This is a genomic window from Microbacterium sp. OR16 (assembly GCF_047306725.1).
Classification (GTDB): domain Bacteria; phylum Actinomycetota; class Actinomycetes; order Actinomycetales; family Microbacteriaceae; genus Microbacterium.
Genome location: NZ_JAZEXK010000002.1, coordinates 188,778 through 212,749, shown reverse-complemented (window position 1 = coordinate 212,749; position 23,972 = coordinate 188,778). Strand labels below are relative to the sequence as shown.

Here is a 23,972-nt window from a genome sequence, read left to right as displayed (position 1 = left end):
ATGACCGCCACACTGACCGACCGGTACATCGCCGCCACCGTGCGGAGCCTCCCAGCCGGGCTGCAGAAGGAGGTCGGCGACGAGCTGCGCGCCTCGATCGCGGATGCCGTCGACGCCCGCACCGAGAACGGCGAGACCTTCGAGCATGCCGAGCACGCCGTGCTCACCGAACTGGGCGATCCCGCGGCGCTCGCCGCGGGATACGCCGATCGGCCGCTGCACCTGATCGGGCCGAAGTACTACCTGACCTGGTGGCGGCTGCTGAAGATCCTGCTCGCCATCGTGCCGGCCTGCGCATTCGGCGGGGTCGCGATCGCGCAAGCGCTGGCCGGCGCGGGCATCGGCGAGATCATCGGCGAGGCCATCGTCGTCGCTCTGTCGGTGATCGTGCACGTCTCGTTCTGGACGACGCTGGTCTTCTTCATCCTCGAGCGGACGGGGGCCGACACCGGCGTCAGGTGGAGCGTCGATCAGCTGCCCGAAGATGCGCAGAGCGGCGCCGGGCACGCCGATCTGATCGCCTCGCTGATCATGCTCGCGCTGTTCGCCGGGGTGCTCGTATGGGATCAGCTGCGCGGCTGGACGGCCTCCGCCGATGAGCCGCTGTCGATCCTGAACCCAGGGCTGTGGCCGTGGGGCATCGGCGCGCTGCTGGCGCTGCTCGTCGCCGAGGCCGTGCTCTCGGTCGCGGTCTTCGCTCGCGGGCACTGGACGATGACGTTCGCGTGGATCAATGCCGCCCTGGCGGCAGTCGTCATGGTGCTCGGCCTGACCGCGCTGATGAACGGGATGCTGTACAACCCGCGCTTCGTCGACGAGGTGTTCCTGAGCAACGGGGTGGGCGATGACGCCGTGATCGTCCTCGCCGTGCTCACCGGCATCGGCATCGTGGGCATCACCGTCGGCGACATGATCGACGGCTGGCGCAAGGCCGCGCGCGCCCGCCTGGCCCGCTGATGCTCGGCCGCCCTCCCGCCGGCGGGCACTGACCGGCGAGCTCTGCCGGCGGCCACCGACGGCCGGCGCCCACCGCCGAGCGCTGAGACCCCCAGATAACGCCGAGACCCCCACCTGCGGACGTTCCGAGGTGGGGGTCTCGATGCGAAGTGGGGGTCTCGGCGCAGAAGTCGGCGCCGGGTTGCGCGGCGTCAGCCCTTGGTGACGCTCTCGATCAGGACCGGGGTCTTCGGAGCCCCGTCGGGGCCGCCGTTCTCGGTGCCGGCTGATGCGACATCCGCGACGATCGCGGTGGACGTTTCGTCGAGGTGGCCGAAAACCGTATAGCTCGGCGGCAGCTGGCTGTCGGCGTAGACGATGAAGAACTGCGACCCGTTGGTGTCGGGGCCGGCGTTGGCCATCGCGAGCGTGCCGGCCTCGTAGGTCTCGGAGCCGTCGAGTTCGTCGGCGAACGAGTAGCCGGGACCGCCGGTTCCCTTCGCGCTGGGGTCGCCGCACTGCAGCACGAAGATGCCGTCGGTGGTGAGGCGGTGGCAGGTGGTGCCGTCGAAGTAGCCTTGCTCGGCGAGCGAGAGGAAGCTGTTCACGGTGCACGGCGTCTTCGCGGCGTCGAGCGTGGTCTTCAGCTCGCCCACGCCCGTCGTGATCGTGACGGGCACCTCAGCCGTCTCGGTGGGCTCGGCAGCGGGTGCGTCGACAGCCTTCGACGCGGGGCGGCCGTCCTGCGGGTAGGAGCAGGTTCCGGATGCCTCTGACGCGGACGACGATGGGGCAGGGGCTGATGAGCCCGGGTCTGCGGCATCCGGATTCGACGCGCAGCCCGCCAGGGCGAGCGCCGCGGCGGCGGTGAGGGCGAGCACGGAACGGCGGAGGGGAGTTGTCAGACGCACGCCACGATCGTACGCGAGCCGACCATGCGACCCGGTCGCACCTGTCCGACGGTTGATTAGGCTGAGTGCCGTGACCGCCGACTTCGTCTCCGACATCTTCGACCCGTCCGAGTGGCAGCTCGCCCCCGGAGCCGAGGACTACACCGACATCACCGCGCACGTCTCTCGCGACGGGGGCGTCGCCCGCATCGCGTTCGACCGGCCCGAGGTGCGCAACGCGTTCCGCCCGCACACGGTCGACGAGCTCTACCGTGCCCTCGACATCGCTCGGCAGGATCCCCGGATCGGCGCCGTGCTTCTCACCGGCAACGGCCCGAGTCCGAAGGACGGCGGCTGGGCGTTCTGCTCGGGCGGCGACCAGCGCATCCGCGGTCGCGACGGATACAAGTACTCCGACGACGAGGCGACGGTGCACGACACGGCTCGGGCCGGACGGCTGCACATCCTCGAGGTGCAGCGGCTGATCCGGTTCATGCCCAAGGTCGTGATCGCCGTCGTCCCGGGCTGGGCGGCCGGCGGCGGGCACTCGCTGCACGTCGTGTGCGACCTGACGATCGCGAGTGCCGAGCACGGTCGGTTCAAGCAGACGGATGCCGATGTGGGCAGCTTCGACGCCGGCTACGGCTCGGCGTACATGGCGCGCCAGACCGGGCAGAAGATCGCCCGCGAGGTGTTCTTCCTCGCCGAGGAGTACTCCGCGCAGCGCGCCTACGAGATGGGTGCGGTCAACCGTGTCGTGCCGCACGCCGAGCTCGAGCGCGAGGCACTGAAGATGGCGCGCACGGTGCTGACGAAGTCGCCCACCGCCATCCGGATGCTGAAATTCGCCTTCAATGCTGTGGACGACGGACTGGTCGGCCAGCAGGTGTTCGCCGGCGAGGCGACCCGCCTGGCCTACGGCACCGACGAGGCCGTCGAGGGCCGAGACTCGTTCCTCGAGAAGCGCGACCCGGACTGGTCGCCTTTCCCCTACCACTTCTGAGCTCGTGGCCGGGGTGAGGCTTCGTCCGATCGACGGCGCGGATGCTGCCGCGGTGCGGCATGCCCTGCCGGCCGCGCTCGACGGATCGAGCCCGCTGGCCCTCGGCTTCGAGCCGTCGGCGGAGGATGTCGTGCCCGCTGGCACGGCGGTGGTCATCGCGACGTCCGGGTCCAGCGGCATCCCCAAACGCGTCGTGCTCAGCGCCGCTGCGCTGCGCGCGAGCGCGACTGCGACCGTCGCACGCGTCGGGTCCGGCCAGTGGATGCTCGCCCTGCCCGCTGCGTACATCGCCGGCGTGCAGGTGCTCGCGCGTTCGCTGCTCGCCGGCCACGAGCCGGTGCTGCTCAGCGGTCGGTTCACCGTCGAGTCGTTCGTGGACGCGACGGAGCGGATGCGCGACGACGTGCACCGCTTCACCTCGTTCGTGCCGGCCCAGCTGGCCACGCTGCTCGACGCGACGGAGTCACGCCCCGAGGTGCGCGCCGCGCTCGGGTCGTATCGGGCGATCCTCGTCGGAGGCCAGGCGCTGCCCGAGCCGCTGCGCGCGCGTGCCGTCGCGGCGGGCGCGCGGATCGTGCGCACCTACGGCTCGAGTGAGACCGCAGGCGGATGTGTGTACGACGGCATCCCGCTCGACGGCGTCCGCCTCGTCGAGGTCGATGGCGAGGTGCGCATCAGCGGTCCGATGCTCGCCGACGGATATCTCGGCGACGCCGAGCGCACGGAGCAGGTGTTCGTCACCGCACCCGACGGCGCCCGCTGGTACCGCACCGGAGACGCCGGCACGATCGGCGAGGAGGGACGTCTTTCCATCACCGGCCGCATCGACAACGTGATCGTGTCCGGCGGGATCAACGTGTCGCTCGACCGCGTCGAGCGGATCGTGCGCAGCGTCCCGGGCTTGGAGCAGGCGGTCGTCGTCGGCATGCCGGATGAGCGCTGGGGGGAGGCATCCGTCATCTTCCTCGCCGCCGGCATCGGCGATGTCGAGGAGATGTTCGAGGAGGCCCGTGCTCTCGTCTCGGCCGAGATCGGCCCGCACGCGCGTCCCGCGCAGCTCGAAGTCTCTCCCGAGCTGCCCACCCTGGCATCCGGCAAACCCGACCGGGAGACGCTGCGCAGGATGGCTCGCGACTGAGCCCGACGCGCGGCGAGAGCCGTGAATCCCGCTGCGACATACTGGTGAGCATGGCCGTCTACACTCACGGGCACCACGCCTCGGTGCTGCGCTCGCACAACACCCGCACGGTCGAGAACTCCGCCGCGTACCTGGAACCGCACCTCGCCCCTGATGCGCACCTGCTCGATGTCGGCGCAGGACCGGGGACGATCACCGTCGACTTCGCCGGCCGGGTCGCCCGGGTCACCGCCACCGAGATCTCCGACGACGCTCTCGCCCTCTCGCGAAGGCTCGCCGCCGAACGAGGCGTGACGAACATCGACTTCGCGGTAGAGGACGTGCACGCGCTGAACTTCGCCGACGACATCTTCGACATCGTGCACGCCCACCAGGTGCTGCAGCACGTCGGCGACCCAGTGCAGGCGCTGCGCGAGATGCGCCGCGTCGTGAAGCCGGGTGGGATCGTCGCCGCACGCGATGCGGACTACGCGGGGTTCATCTGGTTTCCGCTGCTGCCCGAGCTCGATGAGTGGCTGCGACTGTATCGGGCGGCGGCGCGGCTCAACGGCGGCGAGCCGGATGCGGGGCGTCGCCTGCTGTCATGGGCGCGGGCGGCGGGGTTCACCGACATCACCGCCACCGCGTCGACCTGGTGCTACGCGACGCCCGAGGAGCGGGCGTGGTGGGGCGGGATGTGGGCCGACCGCATCCTGCAGTCGGCGCTCGCGATCCAGCTCGAGCGCGAGGGGCTCGCCACCCGTGCGCAGCTGCAGCAGATCAGCGACGCCTGGCGCCGCTGGGCATCCGACGGCGACGGCTGGTACCTCGTGCCGCACGGCGAGATCGTCTGCCGCACTTGATCTCTCGGCGACGGCGCCGCCCGCCGGTGCGCCCGTCGGCACGCTCGCTGGGCTCATATGGTTACTTCGGATGCCCGGGAGGGGCCATTCGGGCCCACTCGGCCTGCCTCGCGGGCCCCGGCAGCGACGAGCGAGATACATCTGCAGGCGGACGCGCCTCGCCACGCGCTCCCGTAGCGTGAAAGGGTGATCCGCCGCATCCCGATGACCTGGCTCGCTCTCGACATTCTCGGGGCGATCGTCGGCCTGCTGATCACGCTGCCGCTCTCGCTGGCTTTCAGCGCCGGGCAGATGAGCTTCTGGCTGCCCGACACCAGGGCGACGGTGGCGCTCGTCGTCACGGCACTGCTGGTCTGGGGCGCTGTGGCGATCAGTCGGCTCTCGCCGGCGATCGCGCTGATCGTGGCCTGGGCGGGTGCGCTCCTGCAGATGTCGGCCGGGCTGCCCCCTGCACCGATCGATGTCGCGATCTTCGGGGTGCTGTTCGCGACGTCGGCGTGGGGCTCGAAGCGGGTGCTCTGGCTCGGCGGCGCCTCGGCCGTCGGCGGCGGGGTGGTAGGCGGTCTCTACATCGGCCTCCTGCAGTACGACTTCGGAACGCTCACGGCCGCCTCGCCGATCGAGCTGCGACTCGTTCTGCTGAGCGTGACCATGGGCCTCACCATCGTGCTCTCACTGGCTCTGGCCTGGGGCGCGGGACTGCTGTGGCGGCTGGTGCGGCAGAGCAGGGCGAACCGCGAGGCGCAGCAGCGCGCCGAGACGGCGGCCGCAGAAGAGCAGGAGAGAGTGCGCATCGCCCGCGACATGCACGACATCGTCGCGCACTCCCTCGCCGTCGTGATCGCGCAGTCCGACGGCGCGCGCTACGCCGCAGCCCAGAAGCCCGAGCTCGCCCAGGAGGCGCTCGCGACGATCGCGCAGACCGCACGATCAGCGCTGTCTGACGTGCGGATGCTGCTGACACAGCTGCGCCACCGTCAGGGCGACGGACCGCAGCCCTCCCTCGCCGACCTCGAGGCCCTGTTCGCCCAGGTGCGTCAGGCCGGCATCCAGCCGCGGGTCACCGTCGACCCGATGCCGCCTATCGAGCCGCCGGGAGCGATCCAGCTCGCCGTCTACCGCATCCTGCAGGAGGCGCTCACCAACGCGATCCGTCACGGCGGGGGCGATGTCGATGTGCGACTCTCGTGGTGGGCGGATCGAGTCGACATCGCGGTGCGCAACGGCATCCCTCCGTCGAAACAGCAAAGGCCCGGAGCACCGCCCGCGCACAGCGGCGGGCACGGGCTCATCGGCATGCGCGAGCGTGCGCAGCTGATCGGCGGTGCGCTGACCGTGCAACATGAACCCGCCCGGTTCACCGTGCGCGCTACGCTTCCGATCGGCCCCTCGGCGAACTGAGCGGGCGAAGACGACCAGGAGGTCAGGATGATCAGGGTCGTGCTCGTCGACGACCAGGCGCTGTTCCGCGCGGGCGTGCGGATGCTCGTCTCGTCGCAGCTCGACATGGACGTGGTCGGCGAAGCCGGCGACGGCAGGGAGGCGCTCGAGGTCATCGGGCGCACGCGTCCCGACGTCGTGCTGATGGACATCCGGATGCCCGTGATGGACGGACTGACGGCGACCGCGGAACTGCTCGCCCAGCCCGACCCGCCGCGGGTCGTCATGCTCACCACGTTCGACCTCGACGAGGCCGCGGCGCGGGCGATCCAGAGAGGGGCGAGTGGCTTCCTGCTCAAGGACGCCGATCCCGAGTTCCTGCTCGCCGCCATCCGCACGGTCGAATCCGGATCGAGTGTGATCGCGGCATCCGCCACCCGCGAGCTGTTCGCGCACTTCACCGCCGAGACCAAGCCGGTGCCGCCGGAGTACGCCGACCTCACCGACCGGGAACGCGAGATCTTCGCGCTCGCCGCGCGAGGGCTGTCGAACTCCGAGATCGCGGCGCGGGAGTTCCTCAGCGAGGCCACCGTGAAGACGCACATCAGCCGCATCCTCACCAAGCTGCGCCTGCGTGATCGCGTGCAGCTGGTCGTCTTCGCCTTCGAGCACGGCCTCGCCTGACGCGGACGTACACCGCCCGTCACCGCGGATCATCCTCTCGATGTAGTCGAATGCCACCCCGAGGCCGATGCGGCAGGGCGGGCCCGGAAAATAGCGTCGAAGCATGGAGATCACGACCTCGGACCTCGGCCTCGCCGCACGCGTCCAGCACCTCACCAAGACCTACGGGGCCGGAGCCGCCGGCGTCCGCGCCCTCGATGACGTCAGCGTCGGCATCCGTCGCGGCCAGTTCACCGCGATCATGGGCCCGTCCGGATCGGGCAAGTCCACGCTCATGCACATCATGGCCGGCCTCGACGCCCCCACCGAGGGGCGCGCGTGGATCGGAGACACCGAGATCACCGGTCTCGGCGATCTCGAGATGACCGTGCTGCGCCGCCGCCGTGTCGGCTTCATCTTCCAGGCGTTCAATCTGGTGCCCACCCTCGACGCGCTCGGCAACATCCTGCTGCCGTTCGAGCTCGACGGGCGCCGGCCGACGGCCATCGAGCGCGCGCGCATCGACGCTCTCGTCGAGCGTCTCGGCCTGGCATCCCGGCTCACTCACCGTCCGCACGAGCTGTCCGGTGGACAGCAGCAGCGCGTCGCGATCGCCCGCGCCCTCGCCACCGCACCCGACCTCGTGTTCGCCGACGAGCCGACCGGCAACCTCGACTCGCGCAGCGGCCGCGAGGTGCTCGAGCTGCTCGCAAGCGCGAGCCGCGAGCACGGCCAGTCGATCGCCATGGTCACGCACGACGCGATCGCCGCGAGTCACGCCGACCGCGTGCTGTTCCTCGGCGACGGGCGCATCACCGCCGACCATCCGAAGCAGAGCGCCGAGCAGATCGCCGCGCACATGCTCGCCGCGGAGGTGGCGGCGTGAGCGCGCCCATGACGTCGGCCGCGACGGCCGCAGCCGCCCCGATGATGTCGCGCCTCGAGCCGAGCCGCCCGCGGGCGAGTCGACTCGGCGGGCTGCGTGAGCGGGGGATGGGCGCCAGCGTCCTGGTCTCGGCGCTCGCCGCCGCATTCGGCGTGATCCTCGTCGAGGTGACCGCCTACATCGGGGCCGTGCTGCAGTCCGACCCGTTCATCGGCGACAGCGAGGTCCTGGCCATCGTCGTGACGATCCTTTCGGTGCTGCTCGTCGCGGTCGCGATGTACGTGGCGGCGATCGTCACCGCGAACACCTTCTCGACGATCATCGCGGGCCGCACCCGGCGCATCGCCCTGCTGCGTCTGATCGGCGCGTCGGCACGGTCGCAGCGCGCGGAGGTGACAGGCCAGGGGTTCGTCGTCGGCCTGATCGGGGCGGGCATCGGGCTGATCATCGGGGTCGCCCTCTCCGCACTCGGGGTGCTGGTCGGCGACGCCCTGCTCGACGGCGCCTCCGACGGGTTCACCCTCGTGCAGCCCGGTGTGCTGTTTCCGGTCGTCGGCGTCGCCCTGACGACATGGCTCGCCGCCTGGATCGGATCGCGCCGCGTGCTCACCGTAACCCCGCTGCAGGCGCTCGGCGGCTCGGTCGAGCGCACGCACGACGAAGAGGCCGGCCGCCGCGGCAAGCACGTGGGCGCTCTGGTGCTCATCGTCGCGGGGGTGGCGCTGCTGGTGGCGGGCGTGCTGCTCGGCCTGATCACCCCGCTCGGCGTGGTGGTGGCGTTCTTCGGGGGACTGTTCTCGTTCACCGGGCTCGCCACCGCGTCGCCGCTGTTCATGCCGCCCGTGCTGCGCCTGGTCGGCCGTCTCTTCGGCACCGGGCCGACCGCCCGGCTCGCCGCCGAGAACGCGCTGCGGCACCCCGAGCGCTCGAGCCGCATGGCGATCGGCGTGGTGATGGGTGTGGCGCTCGTGACGATGTTCGCGGTGGCCCTGGAGTCGGTCAAGGCGCTGCTGATGCGCCAGAGCGAAGGCGAGTTCGTCGACGGCTTCTTCGCCCCGATGGACGCCTTCGCGAGCATCATGATGGTGCTGGTGGCCGTGTCGGCGGTGATCGCCGCGGTCGGCCTGGTCAACCTGCTCACCATCGGGGTGGTGCAGCGCCGCCGTGAGCTGGGGCTGCTGCGCGCGATCGGGCTGACCTCGGCTCAGGTGCGCCGGATGGTGCTGCTCGAGGCCGTGCACATCACGGTGGCCGCGACCCTCACCGGGCTCGTGCTCGGCATCGCGTACGGCTGGATCGCGGCGCAGTCGCTGCTCGGCTCAGTGCCCGTGCTGCCCGACTTCGAGCCGGCCGGGATGGTCTACCCGGCGGTGCCGTGGATCCCGGTGGCGATCATCATCGTCGCCACCGCGGTGCTCACGGTCGTCGCCGCGGTCACCCCGACCCGTCTGGCCACCCGCGTCGCCCCGGTCGAGGCGCTCGCCGCCGACTGAGCGGCGCCCCGCCCGCCCTGCCGACACCCCGTCGTATCGCCGAGACCTCGTGCTGTTCGCGTTCGCAGCACGGGGTCTCGGCGACAGCACGGGGTCTCGGCGATGAGGGTGGTGGGGATTAGGCTTGACGGATGCCCTCGCCGTTCGACCAGTCCTCGTATCAGGTGCGTCTCGAGTGGGGCGCGCAGGGGCTCGCACGACTGGCTCCCGCCGACGTCGTGATCGTCGTCGACGTGCTGCGCTTCTCCTCCACACTCGCCGACGCGGTCGCCTCCGGCCAGCGGATAACGCTGGCGGACGCCATGCGGTGGTCGACGAACGGTGCGACGGTCGCCGCTGCCGCGTCGACTCCGACTGTTCCGGATGCCCGTCCCGCGACGGTGCTGATCGGCGGCATCCGCAACGCGGCGGCGACCGCTCGCGCGGTGATGGCCGTGCAGGAGCGCCAGGGCGCCCGCGCCTCGGTCTCGATCGTCGCCGCGGGGGAACTCGCGCCCGGGGGCGAGCTGCGCTTCGCGGTCGAGGATCAGCTCGGTGCCGGAGCGATCGCCGCCGCGCTGTGCGACCTCGGCATCGACCATTCGTCGCCCGAGGCGGCCGCGGCGGCGGAGGCGTTCCGCGCCCTGCGGCCGGGGCTGCGGCACATGCTCGTCGGCAGCGGCTCCGGTCGCGAACTGGCCGATGGTGTGGCATCCACCGCTCGGATGGAGGCCGCGGGAGTGCGCCCGGCGACCACCACGGAGGCGGCGGAGCTGGATGCCGTCGACGCCGTCCCCGTGCTGAACGAGGGTGTGTTCGAGCGTTTCCGCTGACCTCACTGTCGGAAGTCTCAGGACATTCCGCCGTGGTCGGTGTGTCGCGGCGACGGCGCGGCGTTGGCATCCGGTTCGGTCTGGTGTCTCCGACGTCGGGGAGCGCTATCGGCGGCCCGGGATTCCGGCGCTGCCCCGCACCGCGCGGCATCGTCGGCGCCATGATCCGGCGGCATAAGGTCGAAGCATGAGGTTTCTGCCCGCGATCATCGTGGACGCCGTGTTCGTGCTCGTCTTCGCGGCGATCGGCCGCGCATCGCATGATGAGAATCCGCTCGGCTTCCTGCTCACGGCCTGGCCGTTCCTCGTCGCGCTGGTCGTCGGCCACGCTCTCGCGGCACTCGTGCCCGCCAGGCCGCGACGGCCGTGGTCGCTCGGCTGGGGCCTGATCGTCTGGGTCGTGACCGTGGCCGGTGGGATGGTGCTGCGCCTCGCCACCGGCGACACCGCCGAGACGCCGTTCATCATCGTCGCCGCGCTTGTGCTCGCCGCGATGCTGCTCGGCTGGCGGCTGATCGCGCTCCTCGCGCGGCGTTATCGGGCCCCGCGCTCCGCGGAGTGAACGGGGCCGCCGCCCGAATCACAGGAGATCTCTCGAAACGCAGGAGGGATGCCTGGCGAAGCTCCTGCATTTCGTGCGAAGTCCCGCGTTTCGCGTGCGGCCGGTAGAGCAGCGCAGCCCGGACTGAGCTCGGTCAGACACAGGAACCTGGCGTATCGCGACCGAGAAGGATGCTCAGCGGGGCGACTGCGCGGCGAGCCGGTCGGCGGCGGTGATCTCGCGGCGGTGCCATTCGAACAGGAAGCGCCGGTCGAAGCGCCGAGAGCATTTGGCGCACGACGTCTCGCGTGCAGGTCGACGATGACGGTACGCGATATGACCGGCGGGGCATCGCCCGATCCACGGGGCGAGCTCGGTCGCCGTCTCACCCTGATGGGTGGTTCCGCCGACGTACCCGAGTGATCGTGCGGTGCGCTTCCACGCCGGCCCGTGGCCCGCGGCGTGCCCGGCCAGGGCATGCGCGACCTCGTGCAGCAGAGTCTGATGGATCTCGTCGTCGTCGAATCGAGCGGCTAGATAACGCGACACCGAGATGCGACGACGCTGATAGTCGCACAGCCCGGCACGGCGCTTGGCGTTGTCGAACTCGAACGACCACGACTCGTCGAGGTGCATCCGGATCAGCGCGTCACCCCAGACGCGGACGCGATTCAGATCGGCCATGTGATCAGAGTAAGACCAGCCGCCGACATCGGCGCCAGACGAGTACGTCGGCGGCTCCGGGCGAGAGGTCGGCGGCTCCAGACGAGCACGTCAGCGGCTCCGGACGCAGGCGGCTCTAGACGAGTACGTCGGCCTGCATGGCGCTGCGCCGCTCGGCGGCCTCGATGGCGCGCAGCGCCTTCTCGAGATCGGAGTCGTCGGCGCCCGCCGCACGGCGCAGGAACAGCGAGCGCTTGAAGCTCTCTCGCGCCTGCTCGAAGTCGCGCATCTCGTACGCGTTCTTGCCGTGGTGCTGATGAGCGAAGGCCGCGATCCCGGCCCATCCCTGGCCCTCGGCCTCGTTCGCGCACGTGGCGAGCTCCTGGGCCGCCGCGGCGTGAGCGCCGCGGTTCTGCAGCACCGTGCCGTGCAGCACGCGAGCGCGCAGCAGATCCTTGCGGGTGCCGGCCATACGGGCCTGGCGCACTGCCTCATCGGCAAGATCGAGCGCCTCGTCGAGCCGGTCGAGCACCTTCAGCAGCCACACCCGCTCGAGCAGCACCGGCAGACTGCGCTGGTTCTCGATCTCGGTCAACCGGGCCAGGCACTCGCGCGGATCCACCAGTTCTCGGAGGGTTTCTGGGTCGTAACCCTGGATCAAATTCACGACTGCTGGCTCCCTTCTGCGACCGTGGTCCCAGTCTGCCTCGCCTGTCTGAGAACCGGTCGAGGCTCGCCCTGCGATGCCGGGATCGGAGGTGGTGTCAGCGTCTCAGCGCAGAAAGATGCTCGCGTCGGGGCGGGGGGATGCTACGGCATCCGCGTCCGTGACGATCGCCGCCCCTTTCGCGAACGCCGCAACCTCGGCATCCTGAGCGATCTTCGCCGGATGCGGCCCCGCGGCCAGCAGCCGCGGCAGCCACTCGGTCGGCAGCGGGGTGCGCGACGCGGCCAGCACGAGGTTGCCGAATCGGCGGCCCTTCAGCACCTGGGTGTCGGCGAGCAGCGCGACCTCGTCGAACACGCTCATCGCGGTCGCCACCTGACGGCGCGCGAACGCCAGCCCGGGCCCGTCGGCGACGTTCACCAGCAGCACCCCTGAGGGGGCGAGCAGGTCGGCGATCTCGCGGTAGAACTCGAGACTGGTCAGATGCGCGGGCGTCTGCGCACCCGAGAACACGTCCGAGACGACGAGGTCGCAGCGGCCGGCGAGGGCGGGCGGCAGCCGCCGCAGACCGTCGCGCGCATCGCCGATGCGGATGCGGATCGCCGCCGAGCGCGGCAGGGGGAGGTGCTCGCGCACGAGCGCGACCAGCGGTCCCTCCAGCTCGATCACCTGCTGGCGCGATCCCGGCCTGGTCGCCTCGATGTAGCGGGGAACGGTCAGGGCGCCGGCCCCGAGATGCACGACGCTGAGCGGGGCGGATGCCGACGAGCCGAGCTGATCGATCACCGCACCCATACGCACGATGTACTCGAAGTGCAGATGCGTGGGGTCATCGAGATCGACGTGCGACTGCGGCGTGCCGTCGACGATCAGCTCGAAGCCGCTGCCGAACTCGCTCGGCGCGACCTCTGCGATGCCGCCGTGATCGAGTCGCACCCGCGGGTTCGCGGCATCCCGCGCGCGTGCTCGTCCCATGCCTGTCTCCCTTGTCGAGCGGCCTGTGGAGTGCAAGTCGCGTGCTCGTCCCTGCCCCGAGGGTATCGGTCAGCGCCGCCTGCCGCCCGAGCAGGTCTGCTGGTTCAGGTCGATTCCGCTGATCTGCTCCGACAGCACGACGCCCTGGGTCGCGGAGGGTGCGGGGCTCGGCGCCTGGGATGCCGGGGCGGTGGCTTCGGGCGCGTCGGGCGACGCCGGTGCGTCTTCCGCGACCACGCCGCCGTGGTTGCTGGCCTCTCCGGTGATCTGCATCGACTCGCCGGTGCGGATCGCCTCCCACATCGGGCCCGCGGCGCTCTCATCGGTCACGACGCGGTTCGGGTCGGACGGCGCCTCGACGGTGGGCAGCTGCAGGAACTTGAACTCCTCGAAGGGCACGTCCTTCAGCGCGAGTGCGAGCTGCGCGAGCCGCACCGGGTTGGCCAGCTCCCTGCTCGGGTCGACGTTGTCGGCGACCACGTTCGCCAGCCGCAGCACCTTCGGCACGTCGGTGAGGGTCTCGCTGCTGAGGATCGTCTTCGCCAGGCGCGACATGTACTGCTGCTGATTCGAGATGCGCGCGAGGTCGCTGCCGTCGCCGATGCCCTTGCGCACCCGGATGAACTGCAGCGCGTCGTAACCGGACACCGTGCGCAGCCCCGGCGGCCAGTCGATTCCGGTGTCGCGGTCGCGGATGCCGGTGCCGCCGATGCAGATCTCCACCCCGCCGATCGCGTCGGTGATCTTCATGACGCCGTCGAAGCTGAGCTTCGCGGCGAAGCCGATGTCGATTCCGCTCAGCGCGGCGACCGACTTCACCACGCACGACAGGCCGGCGCGCTCGAAGACGGTGTTGATCACCGCGGCTGACGATCCGGATGCCACCGAGCCGTCTTCACGTGTGCACTCGGGCACTTCGAGCATCAGGTCGCGCGGCAGCGACACGACGCTCACCTTGCGCGGCTCGGCCGAGACGTGCACGAGCAGGTTCACATCGTTGCGGATGCCGTCTTCACCGACGCACCGCGCGCCGAGCTTCTGCGTCGACACCTCGCCGCATTCGTCGGTGCCGACGAGCAGGACGGCGAACTCGCCCGGGTACGCCGCGAGCGACGGGGGAGCGACCTCGGGCGCATCCTCCAGGTCGACGGCATCCTGACCCACCCTCAGGGTGAGATCGGCGGCGATGAACCCGCCGACACCGAGGGCCGAGACCGCCACGACGGCGAGGCCGATGCCCAGCATCCGCAGCGCGGACCCCCAGGCGGAGGGTGTGCGGTGCGGGGCGTGCTGAGCGACGGGGGTGCGCGTCATGGCATCCGACCCTACAGCGCCCGCTCCGGGCGCACCCGATATCGGATCGCAACACGCGAAAGGTTGGCGATCGGCGACGTCGCTGAGTAGCGTCAAGACATCATGTGCGGATGCGATGGGGCATCCGATTCATGCGAAGAAGCATTCCACAGAGAGGCACACCATGCTCCACAGCACCCGCAGGCGAGGCTTCGCCCTCGCCGCCGGCGCCGCCGTCGCAGCGATGCTGCTGACCGGCTGCGTCGCCAGCCAGCGTGATGACGACAACGGCTCGGACGCATCCGGCGACGTCGACAGCACCTTCGTGTTCGCCGCATCGTCCGACCCGCAGGGCCTCGACCCGGCGCTCGCGCAGGACGGCGAGACCTTCCGCGTCTCGCGCCAGATCTTCGAGGGTCTCGTCGGCACCAAGCCCGGCACCGCCGACCCGGCGCCGCTGCTCGCCGAGTCGTGGGAGTCGTCCGACGACGGCATGACCCACACGTTCGACCTGAAGAGCGGGGTGACGTTCCACGACGGCACGCCGTTCAACGCCGAAGCCGTGTGCTTCAACTTCGACCGCTGGTACAACTGGACCGACCTGCTCGCGTCCGAGGCGCTCGGCTACTACTACAACAAGCTCTTCCGCGGCTATGCGTCCAACCCCGCAGACGCCGTCTACAAATCGTGCACGCCCGACGGCGACGACAAGGTCACGATCGAGCTGAACAAGCCGTTCGCCGGCTTCGTCGCCTCGCTGTCGCTGCCCGCGTTCAGCATGCAGAGCCCGTCGGCGCTCGAGGAGTTCAAGGCCGACGAGGTCGGCGGAACGGCCGCCGCTCCGACGCTGTCGGAGTACGCCAAGGCGCACCCCGTCGGCACCGGCCCGTTCCAGTTCGATTCGTGGGCGCCCGGCGAGAACGTCACGCTCAAGGCCTACGACGACTACTGGGGCGAGCAGGGGCAGATCCAGGAGGTCATCTTCCGCGTGATCGACGACCCGACGGCGCGCCGTCAGGCACTCGAGGCCGGCGACATCGACGGCTACGACCTGGTCGGCCCGGCCGACACCAAGGCCCTGGAGGAGAAGGGCTTCAACATGGTGTCGCGAAAGCCGTTCACGGTTCTCTACCTCGGCTTCAACCAGGCGGTTCCCGAGCTGCAGGACGTCAAGGTGCGCGAGGCGCTCTCGCACGCGATCGACAAGGACGCGCTGATCAAGCAGGTCCTGCCCGAGGGCACCGAGAAGGCCACGCAGTTCGTGCCGCCGGTGGTCAACGGCTACAACAAGGACGTCAAGACCTACGAGTACGACCCCGCCAAGGCGAAGTCGCTGCTCGAAGAGGCCGGCTACACGGCTGACAACCCGCTCACGCTGACCTTCAACTACCCGGTCAACGTGTCGCGTCCGTACATGCCCAACCCCGAGCAGATCTTCACCGTGCTGGCCAAGCAGCTCGAAGAGGCCGGTGTGAAGGTCAACCCGCAGACCGACGCGTGGAGCCCGGACTACCTCGAGAAGATCTCGAGCACGCCCGAACACGGCATCCACCTGCTCGGCTGGACCGGCGACTACAACGACACCGACAACTTCGTCGGCGTCTTCTTCGGACAGCAGAGCGCGGAGTGGGGCTTCGACAACCCCGAGCTGTTCTCGGAGCTGGCGGATGCCCGCGGCATCTCGAACATCGACGAGCAGACGAAGGCGTACGAGAAGATCAACGAGGATGTAGCGGAGTTCATCCCCGGCGTCCCGCTGGCGCACCCGGCACCGACGCTCGCCTTCAATGAGCGGGTGAAGAGCTACCCGGCCAGCCCGGTGAACGACGAGGTCTTCTCGGAGATCGTCCTCACCAAGTAATGCCCGCCGCGTCGTCCGCCTCGGACCAGTGAGGTCCGGGGCGGACGACGCGCCCCGACGGAGAACTTCGTGCTGCGTACTATCGGCAAGCGGCTGCTGCTGCTCATCCCCACACTCTTCGGCCTCAGCATCCTGCTGTTCGCCTGGGTCCGCGCCCTACCGGGCGGACCGGCCGTCGCGCTGCTCGGTGAGAAGGCGACGCCGGCGGCCATCGAGCAGGTCAACCAGCTCTACGGCTTCGATCGACCCCTGCTCGAGCAGTACGTCACCTGGATCGGCAGGCTGCTGCAGGGCGACTTCGGCTCATCGATCGTCACCTCGCGGCCCGTCGTCGAGGAGTTCTTCCGCCGCTTCCCGGCCACGATCGAGCTCAGCGTCGCGGCGCTGATCTTCGCAGTCGGCGTCGGCATCCCCCTCGGCTACTGGGCGGCGCGCCGGCACGGCAGGTGGACCGACCACGGCGCGGTGATCTTCAGCCTGATCGGCATCACCATCCCGGTGTTCTTCCTGGCGTTCATCCTGAAGTACATCTTCGCCGTGCAGCTGGGCTGGCTGCCGTCAGACGGACGTCAGAGCCCGCGCATCAATGCGACGCACGTCACCGGGTTCTACGTGTGGGACGGCATCATCACCGGCGAGTTCGACGCCGCGTGGGACGCCATCCTGCATCTGCTGCTTCCGGCTCTCGCCCTCGGCACGATCCCGCTGGCGATCATCGTGCGCATCACGAGGGCGAGTGTGCTCGAGGTGCAGAACGCCGACTACGTCCGCACCGGCAAGGCCAAGGGCGTCGCCTCGTCAACGCTGCGCAACCGGTTCATCCTGCGCAACGCCATGCTGCCGGTGATCACCACGATCGGTCTGCAGACTGGCCTGCTCATCTCGGGCGCGGTGCTCACCGAGACGGTGTTCGCGTATCCCGGCGTCGGGTCGTTCCTCGCGCAGTCGATCTTCGCGCGCGACTTCCCCGTGCTGCAGGGCTTCATCATCTTCATCGCGATCGCGTACGCGTTGATCAACCTGGCCGTCGACGTGTCGTACAGCCTGATCGATCCGAGAGTGAGGGTTCAGTGATGAGCGCAGTGCTCCCACCCGCACAGGGCGGCGGGGTGCTCGACACCGTCGCCGTCGCACAGGCCGATCTGAAGTCCGGCGGCGGCTTCTGGCGGGATGTGTTCCGCCGCCTGCGACGCAACCCGGCCGCCTGGTTCGGCGCCGTGATCGTGCTGCTGTTCCTGCTGGTCGCGGCGCTGGCGCCGCTGCTCGCCCCCTATCCCGAGCGTGCGCTCCCCGGCACCGAGTACATCACCCCCACCAGCATCCCCGGCATCGGCGAGATCGACGGGTTCCCACTCGGCCTCGACCGCTTCGGCGGCGACGTGCTGTCGAAGCTGATCTGGGGAGCGCAGGCCTCGCTGCTCGTCGGCGTGGTCTCGACCGCCCTCGGACTCGTCGGAGGCATGCTGCTGGGGCTGCTCGCCGGCACCTTCGGCGGCTGGGTCGACACGCTGATCATGCGCATCGTCGACATCATCCTCTCGGTGCCGAACCTGCTGCTGGCCGTATCGATCGCCGCCATCCTCGGGCAGACGCCCTCTGCCGTGATGATCGCCATCGGAGCGTCTCAGGTGCCGATCTTCGCCCGCCTGCTGCGCGCGTCGATGCTGCAGCAGCGCTCGGCGGAGTACGTGCTCTCGGCGCAGACCCTCGGTCTCGGCCGCGGTCGCATCACCATGTCGCACGTGCTGCCGAACGCCATCGGCCCGGTCATCGTGCAGGGCACCCTGACGCTCGCCACCGCCGTGATCGACGCGGCGGCGCTGTCGTTCCTCGGCCTCGGCGGCGGCCGGCCCGAGACGGCCGAATGGGGGCGGATGCTGACCTACGCGCAGAACGAGCTCGCGATCGCCCCGCAGCTGGCCTTCCTGCCCGGCATCTGCATCGCCGTGACCGCGCTGGGCTTCACGCTGTTCGGCGAGGCGCTGCGCGAGGCCATGGACCCGAGGACGCGTGCGCGATGAGGAACGAGAGCATGAACACGAATCCGGATGCCGTGCGCCAGCCGCTGCTGCAGGTGTCGAACCTCGCCGTCGACTTCGGCACGATGGACGGCGTCGTGCACGCGGTCGAGGGCGTCGACCTCGAGATCGCCCCCGGCGAGACCGTCGCGATCGTCGGCGAGTCCGGCTCGGGCAAGTCGACCACCGCCATGGCCGTGATCGGTCTGCTCGCCTCGGGCGGGCGGGTGGCCGGGGGCAGCGTGACCCTCGACGGGCGCGAGCTGGTCGGCATCTCCGAGAACGAGATGCGCAAGATCCGCGGCCGCGACATCGGCATGGTGCCGCAGGACCCGATGTCGAACCTCAACCCGGTCGCCAAGATCGGCACCCAGGTCGCCGAGACGCTGCTCGCGCACGGCCTCGCCAACCGCGGCAACGTGCAGCAGAAGGTCGTCGAGGCGCTCTCGGCAGCCGGCCTGCCCGACCCCGAGCGTCGCGCTAAGCAGTATCCGCACGAGCTGTCGGGCGGTCTGCGTCAGCGTGCCCTCATCGCCATCGGCCTGGCCTGCCGCCCCCGCCTGCTCATCGCCGACGAGCCCACCAGCGCCCTCGACGTGACGGTGCAGCAGACGATCCTCGACCAGCTCGACGAGATGACACGCGAGCTGGGCACCGCGGTGCTGCTGATCACCCACGACCTCGGACTCGCCGCCGAACGGGCACAGCGCGTGGTCGTCATGCATCGCGGGCGCGTCGTCGAGCAGGGCCCGGCGCGGCAGATCCTCGAAGACCCGCAGCATCCCTACACGCAGAGCCTCGTCAAGGCGGCGCCCTCGATCGCCGCGGCCCGGCTGCAGCCGGAGGTGTTCGAGGCGCGCCGCGAGACGGATGCCGGTGAGGAGCCCGTCAGCGACAACATCGTCGAGATCGAGGGGCTGCGCAAGGTCTACCCGATCCGCGGTCAGGCTGAGGACTTCGTCGCCGTCGACGACGTCTCGCTCGCGATCCCGCGCGGCAAGACCGTCGCGATCGTGGGGGAGTCGGGTTCGGGCAAGACGACCACGGCCCGCATGCTGCTCAAGCTCATCGAGCCGACCGCCGGCACGATCCGCTTCGAGGGCAACGACATCGCGAAGCTCGACCGCGCGCAGTCGCGCGAGTTCCGTCAGCGCGTGCAGCCGGTCTTCCAGGACCCGTACTCGAGCCTGAACCCGATGTTCACGATCGAGCGTCTGATCGCCGAGCCGCTGGAGTTCTACAAGCGCGGCAACCGTGCCGAGCGTCGCGCGCGCGTGCGAAAGCTGCTCGACGACGTCGCGCTGCCGCAGTCGATGCTGCAGCGCTATCCATCGGAGCTGTCGGGCGGTCAGCGTCAGCGCGTCGCGATCGCACGCGCGCTCGCGCTCTCGCCCGACCTCATCGTCTGCGATGAGCCGGTCTCCGCGCTCGACGTGCTCGTGCAGGCGCAGATCCTCACCTTGCTCGGCGACCTGCAGAAGGAGTACGGACTCAGCTATCTGTTCATCTCGCACGACCTCGCCGTGGTGCGCCTGATCAGTGACTACGTGTGCGTCATGAAGGACGGCGCGCTCGTCGAGGCGGCGAGCTCGGAGGAGATCTTCACGAACCCGCGCGATCCGTACACGCGCCGGCTGCTGGCATCCATTCCCGGCAACGAACTCGGCATCGCGTCCTGACGCGAGGCGTCAGTCCCGCAGTCCCGGGTCGCGCGCCCAGCGCCGTGCCAGCGCGCGCACGCGCAGGGCGCGCGCCTGCCACGAGGCCCAGAGCACGGGCCAGAGCAGCAGGGCGGAGGGCCCGTCGAAGGTGAGCCGGTCGCGCCAGAGAGTCCGTCCCGCCCGGCCGGGCGCGGGCGAGACCGCCATCTGGTGATCCCACACGTCGAGGCCGCCCAGCGGCCCGGTGAGCGGGATGCCGCTGTCGCGGAGGATGCGCACGGGGCCTCCTGGCCCGTCGAGCGTGCGGTCGCTGATGTGGATCAGCTGGGTCCCGACCGGGATGCGTCCGAACGCGGCGAGGCGCACGGGCACCTCGTCTCCCGGCATCCACCGCTCGGGCAGACCGTCCGGCAGCAGTGGCTGCATCTGCAGCAGCGGCGCGTACAGCTCGCCGACGATACGGGGCGAATGCAGGGCGCGCCAGGCGGTGTCGGCGTCGCAGTCGATGGTGAACTTCAGCACGATGCGCATACTGCAGTGTCGCTCATACCCCAGCATCCGGCATTGGTCAAGGATTCCGCTTGCCATGTCGCGAAATCGTGCGTATAGTTGGTAGTTGCGCTCGCTTCTCCGTGCCCTCATATGGTGGTCGGCATCCGTTGAGCTCTCGAGCGCGTACTCCACCGACGTCTAGGAATCGACCAGCCCCTGCACGGGCTCACGGAGGTTACTCCCTTGGCTGCTGCTCGCAACGCATCCACATCCACCACCAACAAGAACGGCCGCGGAGTCTCCCGCCTCTCGTTCGCCAAGATCTCCGACACGCTCGACGTTCCGGATCTGCTTGCTCTGCAGACCGAGTCGTTCGGCTGGCTCGTCGGCAACGACGACTGGAAGGCGCGCGTCGCCGAGGCCAAGAAGTCCGGCCGCAGCGACGTCTCCGAGGTCTCGGGCCTGGGTGAGATCTTCGAGGAGATCTCCCCGATCGAGGACCTCGGCGAGACCATGCAGCTCTCGTTCACGAACCCGTACCTCGAGCCCGAGAAGTACTCGATCGACGAGTGCAAGGAGCGCGGCAAGACCTACGCCGCCCCGCTGTACGTCGAGGCCGAGTTCATGAACCACCTCACCGGTGAGATCAAGACCCAGACGGTCTTCATGGGCGACTTCCCGCTGCAGACCGACAAGGGCACGTTCATCATCAACGGCTCCGAGCGCGTCGTCGTCTCGCAGCTCGTGCGCTCGCCCGGCGTCTACTTCGACAAGACCCCCGACAAGACCAGTGACAAGGACATCGTCACCGCTCGCGTCATCCCCAGCCGCGGCGCGTGGCTCGAGTTCGAGATCGACAAGCGCGACCAGGTCGGCGTGCGCATCGACCGCAAGCGCAAGCAGTCCGTCACCGTCTTCCTGAAGGCGCTGGGCATGTCGAGCGAGCAGATCCTCGCCGAGTTCGCCGGCTACCCCTCGATCGAGGAGACCCTGGCGAAGGACACCATCCTCACCCAGGAAGACGCGCTGCGCGACATCTACCGCAAGCTGCGTCCGGGCGAGCAGGTGGCCGCCGAGGCCGCGCGCTCGCTGCTCGACAACTTCTACTTCAACCCGAAGCGCTACGACCTGGCCAAGGTGGGTCGTTACAAGATCAACCAGAAGCTCGGTCTCGCAGCTCCGCTCACCGACTCGGTGCTGACCGTCGACGACATCGTCGCGACCATCAAGTACCTCGTGCGCGTGCACCGTGGCGACGAGACGTTCGAAGGCATCCGCGGCGGCAAGAAGACCGAGATCCGCATCGCCACCGACGACATCGACAACTTCGGCAACCGTCGCATCCGCGCCGTCGGCGAACTGATCCAGAACCAGGTCCGCACCGGTCTGTCGCGCATGGAGCGCGTCGTCCGCGAGCGCATGACCACGCAGGACATCGAGGCGATCACCCCGCAGACCCTGATCAACGTGCGCCCCGTCGTGGCCGCGATCAAGGAGTTCTTCGGCACCTCGCAGCTGTCGCAGTTCATGGACCAGAACAACCCGCTCGCGGGTCTGACCAACAAGCGCCGCCTGTCGGCCCTCGGCCCCGGTGGTCTCTCGCGTGACCGTGCCGGCGTCGAGGTGCGAGACGTGCACCCCTCGCACTACGGCCGCATGTGCCCGATCGAGACTCCTGAAGGTCCGAACATCGGTCTGATCGGTGCGCTCGCGACCTTCGCGCGCATCAACTCGTTCGGCTTCATCGAGACCCCGTACCGTCGCGTCGTCGACGGTGCCGTCACCGACCAGATCGACTACCTCACGGCAGCCGAGGAGGTCGACTTCAACATCGCCCAGGCGAACGCGCCGCTCGACAAGAACGGCCGCTTCACCGAGAGCCACGTCCTGGCCCGCCCCCGCGGCGGATCGGGTGAGGTCGACCTGTTCCTGCCCGAGGAGATCGGCTACATCGACGTCTCGCCGCGCCAGATGGTGTCGGTCGCGACCTCGCTCGTGCCGTTCCTCGAGCACGACGACGCGCAGCGCGCGCTCATGGGCGCCAACATGCAGCGTCAGGCCGTGCCGCTGCTGCGCTCGGACTCGCCGCTGGTCGGAACCGGTATGGAGGGCTACACCGCCATCGACGCCGGCGACGTGATCACCGCGCAGAAGGCCGGTGTCGTCAGCGAGGTCTCCGCAGACCGCGTCGTCGTCATGCTCGACGAGGGCGGCACGCAGGAGTACCACCTGCGCAAGTTCGACCGCTCGAACCAGGGCACCTCTTACAACCAGCGCGTGATCGTCAGCGCCGGTGAGCGCGTCGAGGTCGGCGAGGTCATCGCCGACGGTCCCGCCACTGAGAACGGCGAGCTCGCGCTCGGCAAGAACCTGCTCGTCGCGTTCATGCCGTGGGAGGGTCACAACTTCGAGGACGCCATCATCCTCAGCCAGGAGCTGGTGAAGGACGACACCCTCTCGTCGATCCACATCGAGGAGTACGAGGTCGACGCCCGCGACACCAAGCTGGGCAAGGAGGAGATCACTCGTGACCTCCCCAACGTCAGCCCCGAGCTGCTGAAGGACCTCGACGAGCGCGGCATCATCCGCATCGGCGCCGAGGTCCGCCCCGGCGACATCCTCGTCGGCAAGGTCACGCCCAAGGGCGAGACCGAGCTGTCGGCCGAGGAGCGCCTGCTGCGCGCCATCTTCAACGAGAAGAGCCGCGAGGTCCGCGACACCTCTCTGAAGGTGCCGCACGGTGAGCAGGGCACGATCATCGCCGTCAAGGAGTTCGACGCCGAGGAGGGCGACGACGAGCTGGGCTCGGGCGTCAACCGCCGCGTCGTGGTCTACATCGCCCAGAAGCGCAAGATCACCGAGGGTGACAAGCTCGCCGGTCGTCACGGCAACAAGGGCGTCATCGCGAAGATCCTGCCCGTCGAGGACATGCCGTTCATGTCGGACGGCACGCCGGTCGACGTCGTGCTGAACCCGCTCGGCATCCCGGGTCGAATGAACTTCGGCCAGGTTCTCGAGACCCACCTCGGCTGGATCGCCAAGACCGGATGGAAGGTGGAGGGTGACCCCGAGTGGGCCGCCAAGCTGCCGGAGAACGGTCGCGACGTCGCCCCGAACACCAAGGTCGCGACCCCGGTGTTCGACGGTGCCAGCGAGTCCGAGATCTCGGGCCTGCTCGACTCGACCCTGCCGACCCGTGACGGCGTGCGCCTGATCGACGCGTCGGGCAAGACGCAGCTGTTCGACGGCCGTTCGGGTGAGCCGTTCCCGGCTCCCGTCTCGGTCGGCTACATGTACATCCTGAAGCTGCACCACCTCGTGGATGACAAGATCCACGCTCGCTCGACGGGCCCCTACTCGATGATCACCCAGCAGCCGCTCGGCGGTAAGGCGCAGTTCGGTGGACAGCGCTTCGGTGAGATGGAGGTGTGGGCTCTCGAGGCCTACGGTGCCGCCTACGCACTGCAGGAGCTGCTCACGATCAAGTCCGACGACATCCTCGGCCGCGTCAAGGTGTACGAGGCGATCGTCAAGGGCGAGAACATCCAGGAGCCCGGAATCCCCGAGTCCTTCAAGGTGCTCATGAAGGAGATGCAGTCGCTCTGCCTGAACGTCGAGGTGCTCTCGGCCGACGGCACAGCCGTCAACCTGCGGGACACCGACGACGAGGCCTTCCGCGCAGCGGAGGAGCTCGGCATCAACATCTCCAGCCGTTTCGAAGCGGCGTCGATCGACGAGATCTGATCTCGGCCCTCGAC

At 69.5% G+C, this 23,972-nt stretch carries 21 protein-coding genes; 15 read left to right on the top strand and 6 right to left on the bottom strand.

All coding sequences use genetic code 11. The features are described from left to right. Positions 1 to 957, top strand: a complete 957-nt coding sequence (locus V2S05_RS11560) for a hypothetical protein (protein ID WP_413635494.1) — start codon at positions 1 to 3, stop codon at positions 955 to 957. A 191-nt stretch (positions 958 to 1,148) separates the two neighbouring features. On the opposite strand, the gene V2S05_RS11555 is transcribed toward V2S05_RS11560, so the two are convergent. Continuing rightward, positions 1,149 to 1,847, bottom strand: coding sequence for a peptidylprolyl isomerase (locus tag V2S05_RS11555; RefSeq protein WP_413635492.1), 699 nt, complete (start codon positions 1,845 to 1,847; stop codon positions 1,149 to 1,151). Between the two features lie 70 nt (positions 1,848 to 1,917). On the opposite strand from V2S05_RS11555, the gene V2S05_RS11550 reads away from it, so the two are divergent. The 9 genes from V2S05_RS11550 to V2S05_RS11510 all read left to right on the top strand — a co-directional run bounded on the left by V2S05_RS11550 (position 1,918) and on the right by V2S05_RS11510 (position 10,605). Further along, the gene (locus V2S05_RS11550) at positions 1,918 to 2,829 is read left to right on the top strand and encodes a 1,4-dihydroxy-2-naphthoyl-CoA synthase (protein ID WP_413635491.1); all 912 of its coding nucleotides are present in this window, start codon (positions 1,918 to 1,920) and stop codon (positions 2,827 to 2,829) included. A 13-nt stretch (positions 2,830 to 2,842) separates the two neighbouring features. Further along, entirely contained in the window at positions 2,843 to 3,967 is a 1,125-nt protein-coding gene (locus V2S05_RS11545; protein ID WP_413635489.1) for an AMP-binding protein, read from the top strand. 50 nt (positions 3,968 to 4,017) lie between these two features. Next, a complete protein-coding gene (locus V2S05_RS11540) occupies positions 4,018 to 4,809 on the top strand; it encodes a class I SAM-dependent methyltransferase (protein ID WP_413635488.1) in 792 nt (263 codons plus the stop codon). Between the two features lie 186 nt (positions 4,810 to 4,995). Then, entirely contained in the window at positions 4,996 to 6,210 is a 1,215-nt protein-coding gene (locus V2S05_RS11535; RefSeq protein ID WP_413635487.1) for a sensor histidine kinase, read from the top strand. A gap of 27 nt (positions 6,211 to 6,237) precedes the next feature. Further along, a complete protein-coding gene (locus V2S05_RS11530) occupies positions 6,238 to 6,873 on the top strand; it encodes a response regulator (RefSeq protein WP_413635485.1) in 636 nt (211 codons plus the stop codon). Positions 6,874 to 6,976: 103 nt separating this feature from the next. Further along, positions 6,977 to 7,738 (top strand): ABC transporter ATP-binding protein, encoded by a 762-nt coding sequence (locus V2S05_RS11525; RefSeq protein WP_271638521.1) that lies wholly within the window; start codon positions 6,977 to 6,979, stop codon positions 7,736 to 7,738. An 8-nt stretch (positions 7,739 to 7,746) separates the two neighbouring features. Next, positions 7,747 to 9,231 carry an FtsX-like permease family protein gene (locus tag V2S05_RS11520; RefSeq protein WP_413635929.1) on the top strand — a complete coding sequence of 495 codons (1,485 nt, stop codon included), beginning with the start codon at positions 7,747 to 7,749 and terminating at the stop codon, positions 9,229 to 9,231. Between the two features lie 131 nt (positions 9,232 to 9,362). Then, positions 9,363 to 10,043, top strand: a complete 681-nt coding sequence (locus V2S05_RS11515; protein ID WP_413635484.1) for a 2-phosphosulfolactate phosphatase — start codon at positions 9,363 to 9,365, stop codon at positions 10,041 to 10,043. A gap of 187 nt (positions 10,044 to 10,230) precedes the next feature. Continuing rightward, complete coding sequence (locus tag V2S05_RS11510; protein ID WP_413635482.1) at positions 10,231 to 10,605, top strand: DUF3054 domain-containing protein; 375 nt, start codon at positions 10,231 to 10,233, stop codon at positions 10,603 to 10,605. Positions 10,606 to 10,779: 174 nt separating this feature from the next. Here V2S05_RS11510 and V2S05_RS11505 read toward each other — a convergent pair whose 3' ends face one another. The 4 genes from V2S05_RS11505 to V2S05_RS11490 all read right to left on the bottom strand — a co-directional run bounded on the left by V2S05_RS11505 (position 10,780) and on the right by V2S05_RS11490 (position 14,203). Next, positions 10,780 to 11,268 (bottom strand): SprT-like domain-containing protein, encoded by a 489-nt coding sequence (locus V2S05_RS11505; RefSeq protein WP_413635480.1) that lies wholly within the window; start codon positions 11,266 to 11,268, stop codon positions 10,780 to 10,782. Between the two features lie 115 nt (positions 11,269 to 11,383). Beyond that, a complete protein-coding gene (locus tag V2S05_RS11500; RefSeq protein WP_271638517.1) occupies positions 11,384 to 11,914 on the bottom strand; it encodes a hypothetical protein in 531 nt (176 codons plus the stop codon). A gap of 105 nt (positions 11,915 to 12,019) precedes the next feature. After that, complete coding sequence (locus tag V2S05_RS11495) at positions 12,020 to 12,889, bottom strand: spermidine synthase (RefSeq protein ID WP_413635479.1); 870 nt, start codon at positions 12,887 to 12,889, stop codon at positions 12,020 to 12,022. Positions 12,890 to 12,958: 69 nt separating this feature from the next. Continuing rightward, positions 12,959 to 14,203, bottom strand: a complete 1,245-nt coding sequence (locus V2S05_RS11490; RefSeq protein ID WP_413635477.1) for an LCP family protein — start codon at positions 14,201 to 14,203, stop codon at positions 12,959 to 12,961. A gap of 163 nt (positions 14,204 to 14,366) precedes the next feature. On the opposite strand from V2S05_RS11490, the gene V2S05_RS11485 reads away from it, so the two are divergent. The 4 genes from V2S05_RS11485 (at position 14,367) to V2S05_RS11470 (ending at position 19,740) form a co-directional block, all read left to right on the top strand. Next, positions 14,367 to 16,043 carry an ABC transporter substrate-binding protein gene (locus V2S05_RS11485; RefSeq protein WP_413635476.1) on the top strand — a complete coding sequence of 559 codons (1,677 nt, stop codon included), beginning with the start codon at positions 14,367 to 14,369 and terminating at the stop codon, positions 16,041 to 16,043. Positions 16,044 to 16,112: 69 nt separating this feature from the next. Next, positions 16,113 to 17,117 carry an ABC transporter permease gene (locus V2S05_RS11480; protein WP_413635474.1) on the top strand — a complete coding sequence of 335 codons (1,005 nt, stop codon included), beginning with the start codon at positions 16,113 to 16,115 and terminating at the stop codon, positions 17,115 to 17,117. Continuing rightward, the gene (locus tag V2S05_RS11475; RefSeq protein ID WP_413635472.1) at positions 17,117 to 18,064 is read left to right on the top strand and encodes an ABC transporter permease; all 948 of its coding nucleotides are present in this window, start codon (positions 17,117 to 17,119) and stop codon (positions 18,062 to 18,064) included. The genes V2S05_RS11480 and V2S05_RS11475 overlap by 1 nt, the downstream gene beginning before the upstream one ends. A gap of 11 nt (positions 18,065 to 18,075) precedes the next feature. Then, positions 18,076 to 19,740, top strand: a complete 1,665-nt coding sequence (locus tag V2S05_RS11470; RefSeq protein WP_413635470.1) for an ABC transporter ATP-binding protein — start codon at positions 18,076 to 18,078, stop codon at positions 19,738 to 19,740. Between the two features lie 9 nt (positions 19,741 to 19,749). Here the strand turns inward: V2S05_RS11470 and V2S05_RS11465 are convergent, their stop codons facing one another. After that, positions 19,750 to 20,253, bottom strand: a complete 504-nt coding sequence (locus tag V2S05_RS11465; protein ID WP_413635468.1) for a hypothetical protein — start codon at positions 20,251 to 20,253, stop codon at positions 19,750 to 19,752. Between the two features lie 204 nt (positions 20,254 to 20,457). Here V2S05_RS11465 and V2S05_RS11460 point away from each other — a divergent pair, with 204 nt between their 5' ends. Continuing rightward, positions 20,458 to 23,958, top strand: coding sequence for a DNA-directed RNA polymerase subunit beta (locus tag V2S05_RS11460; protein WP_271638509.1), 3,501 nt, complete (start codon positions 20,458 to 20,460; stop codon positions 23,956 to 23,958). The last annotated feature ends 14 nt before the right edge of the window (positions 23,959 to 23,972 follow it).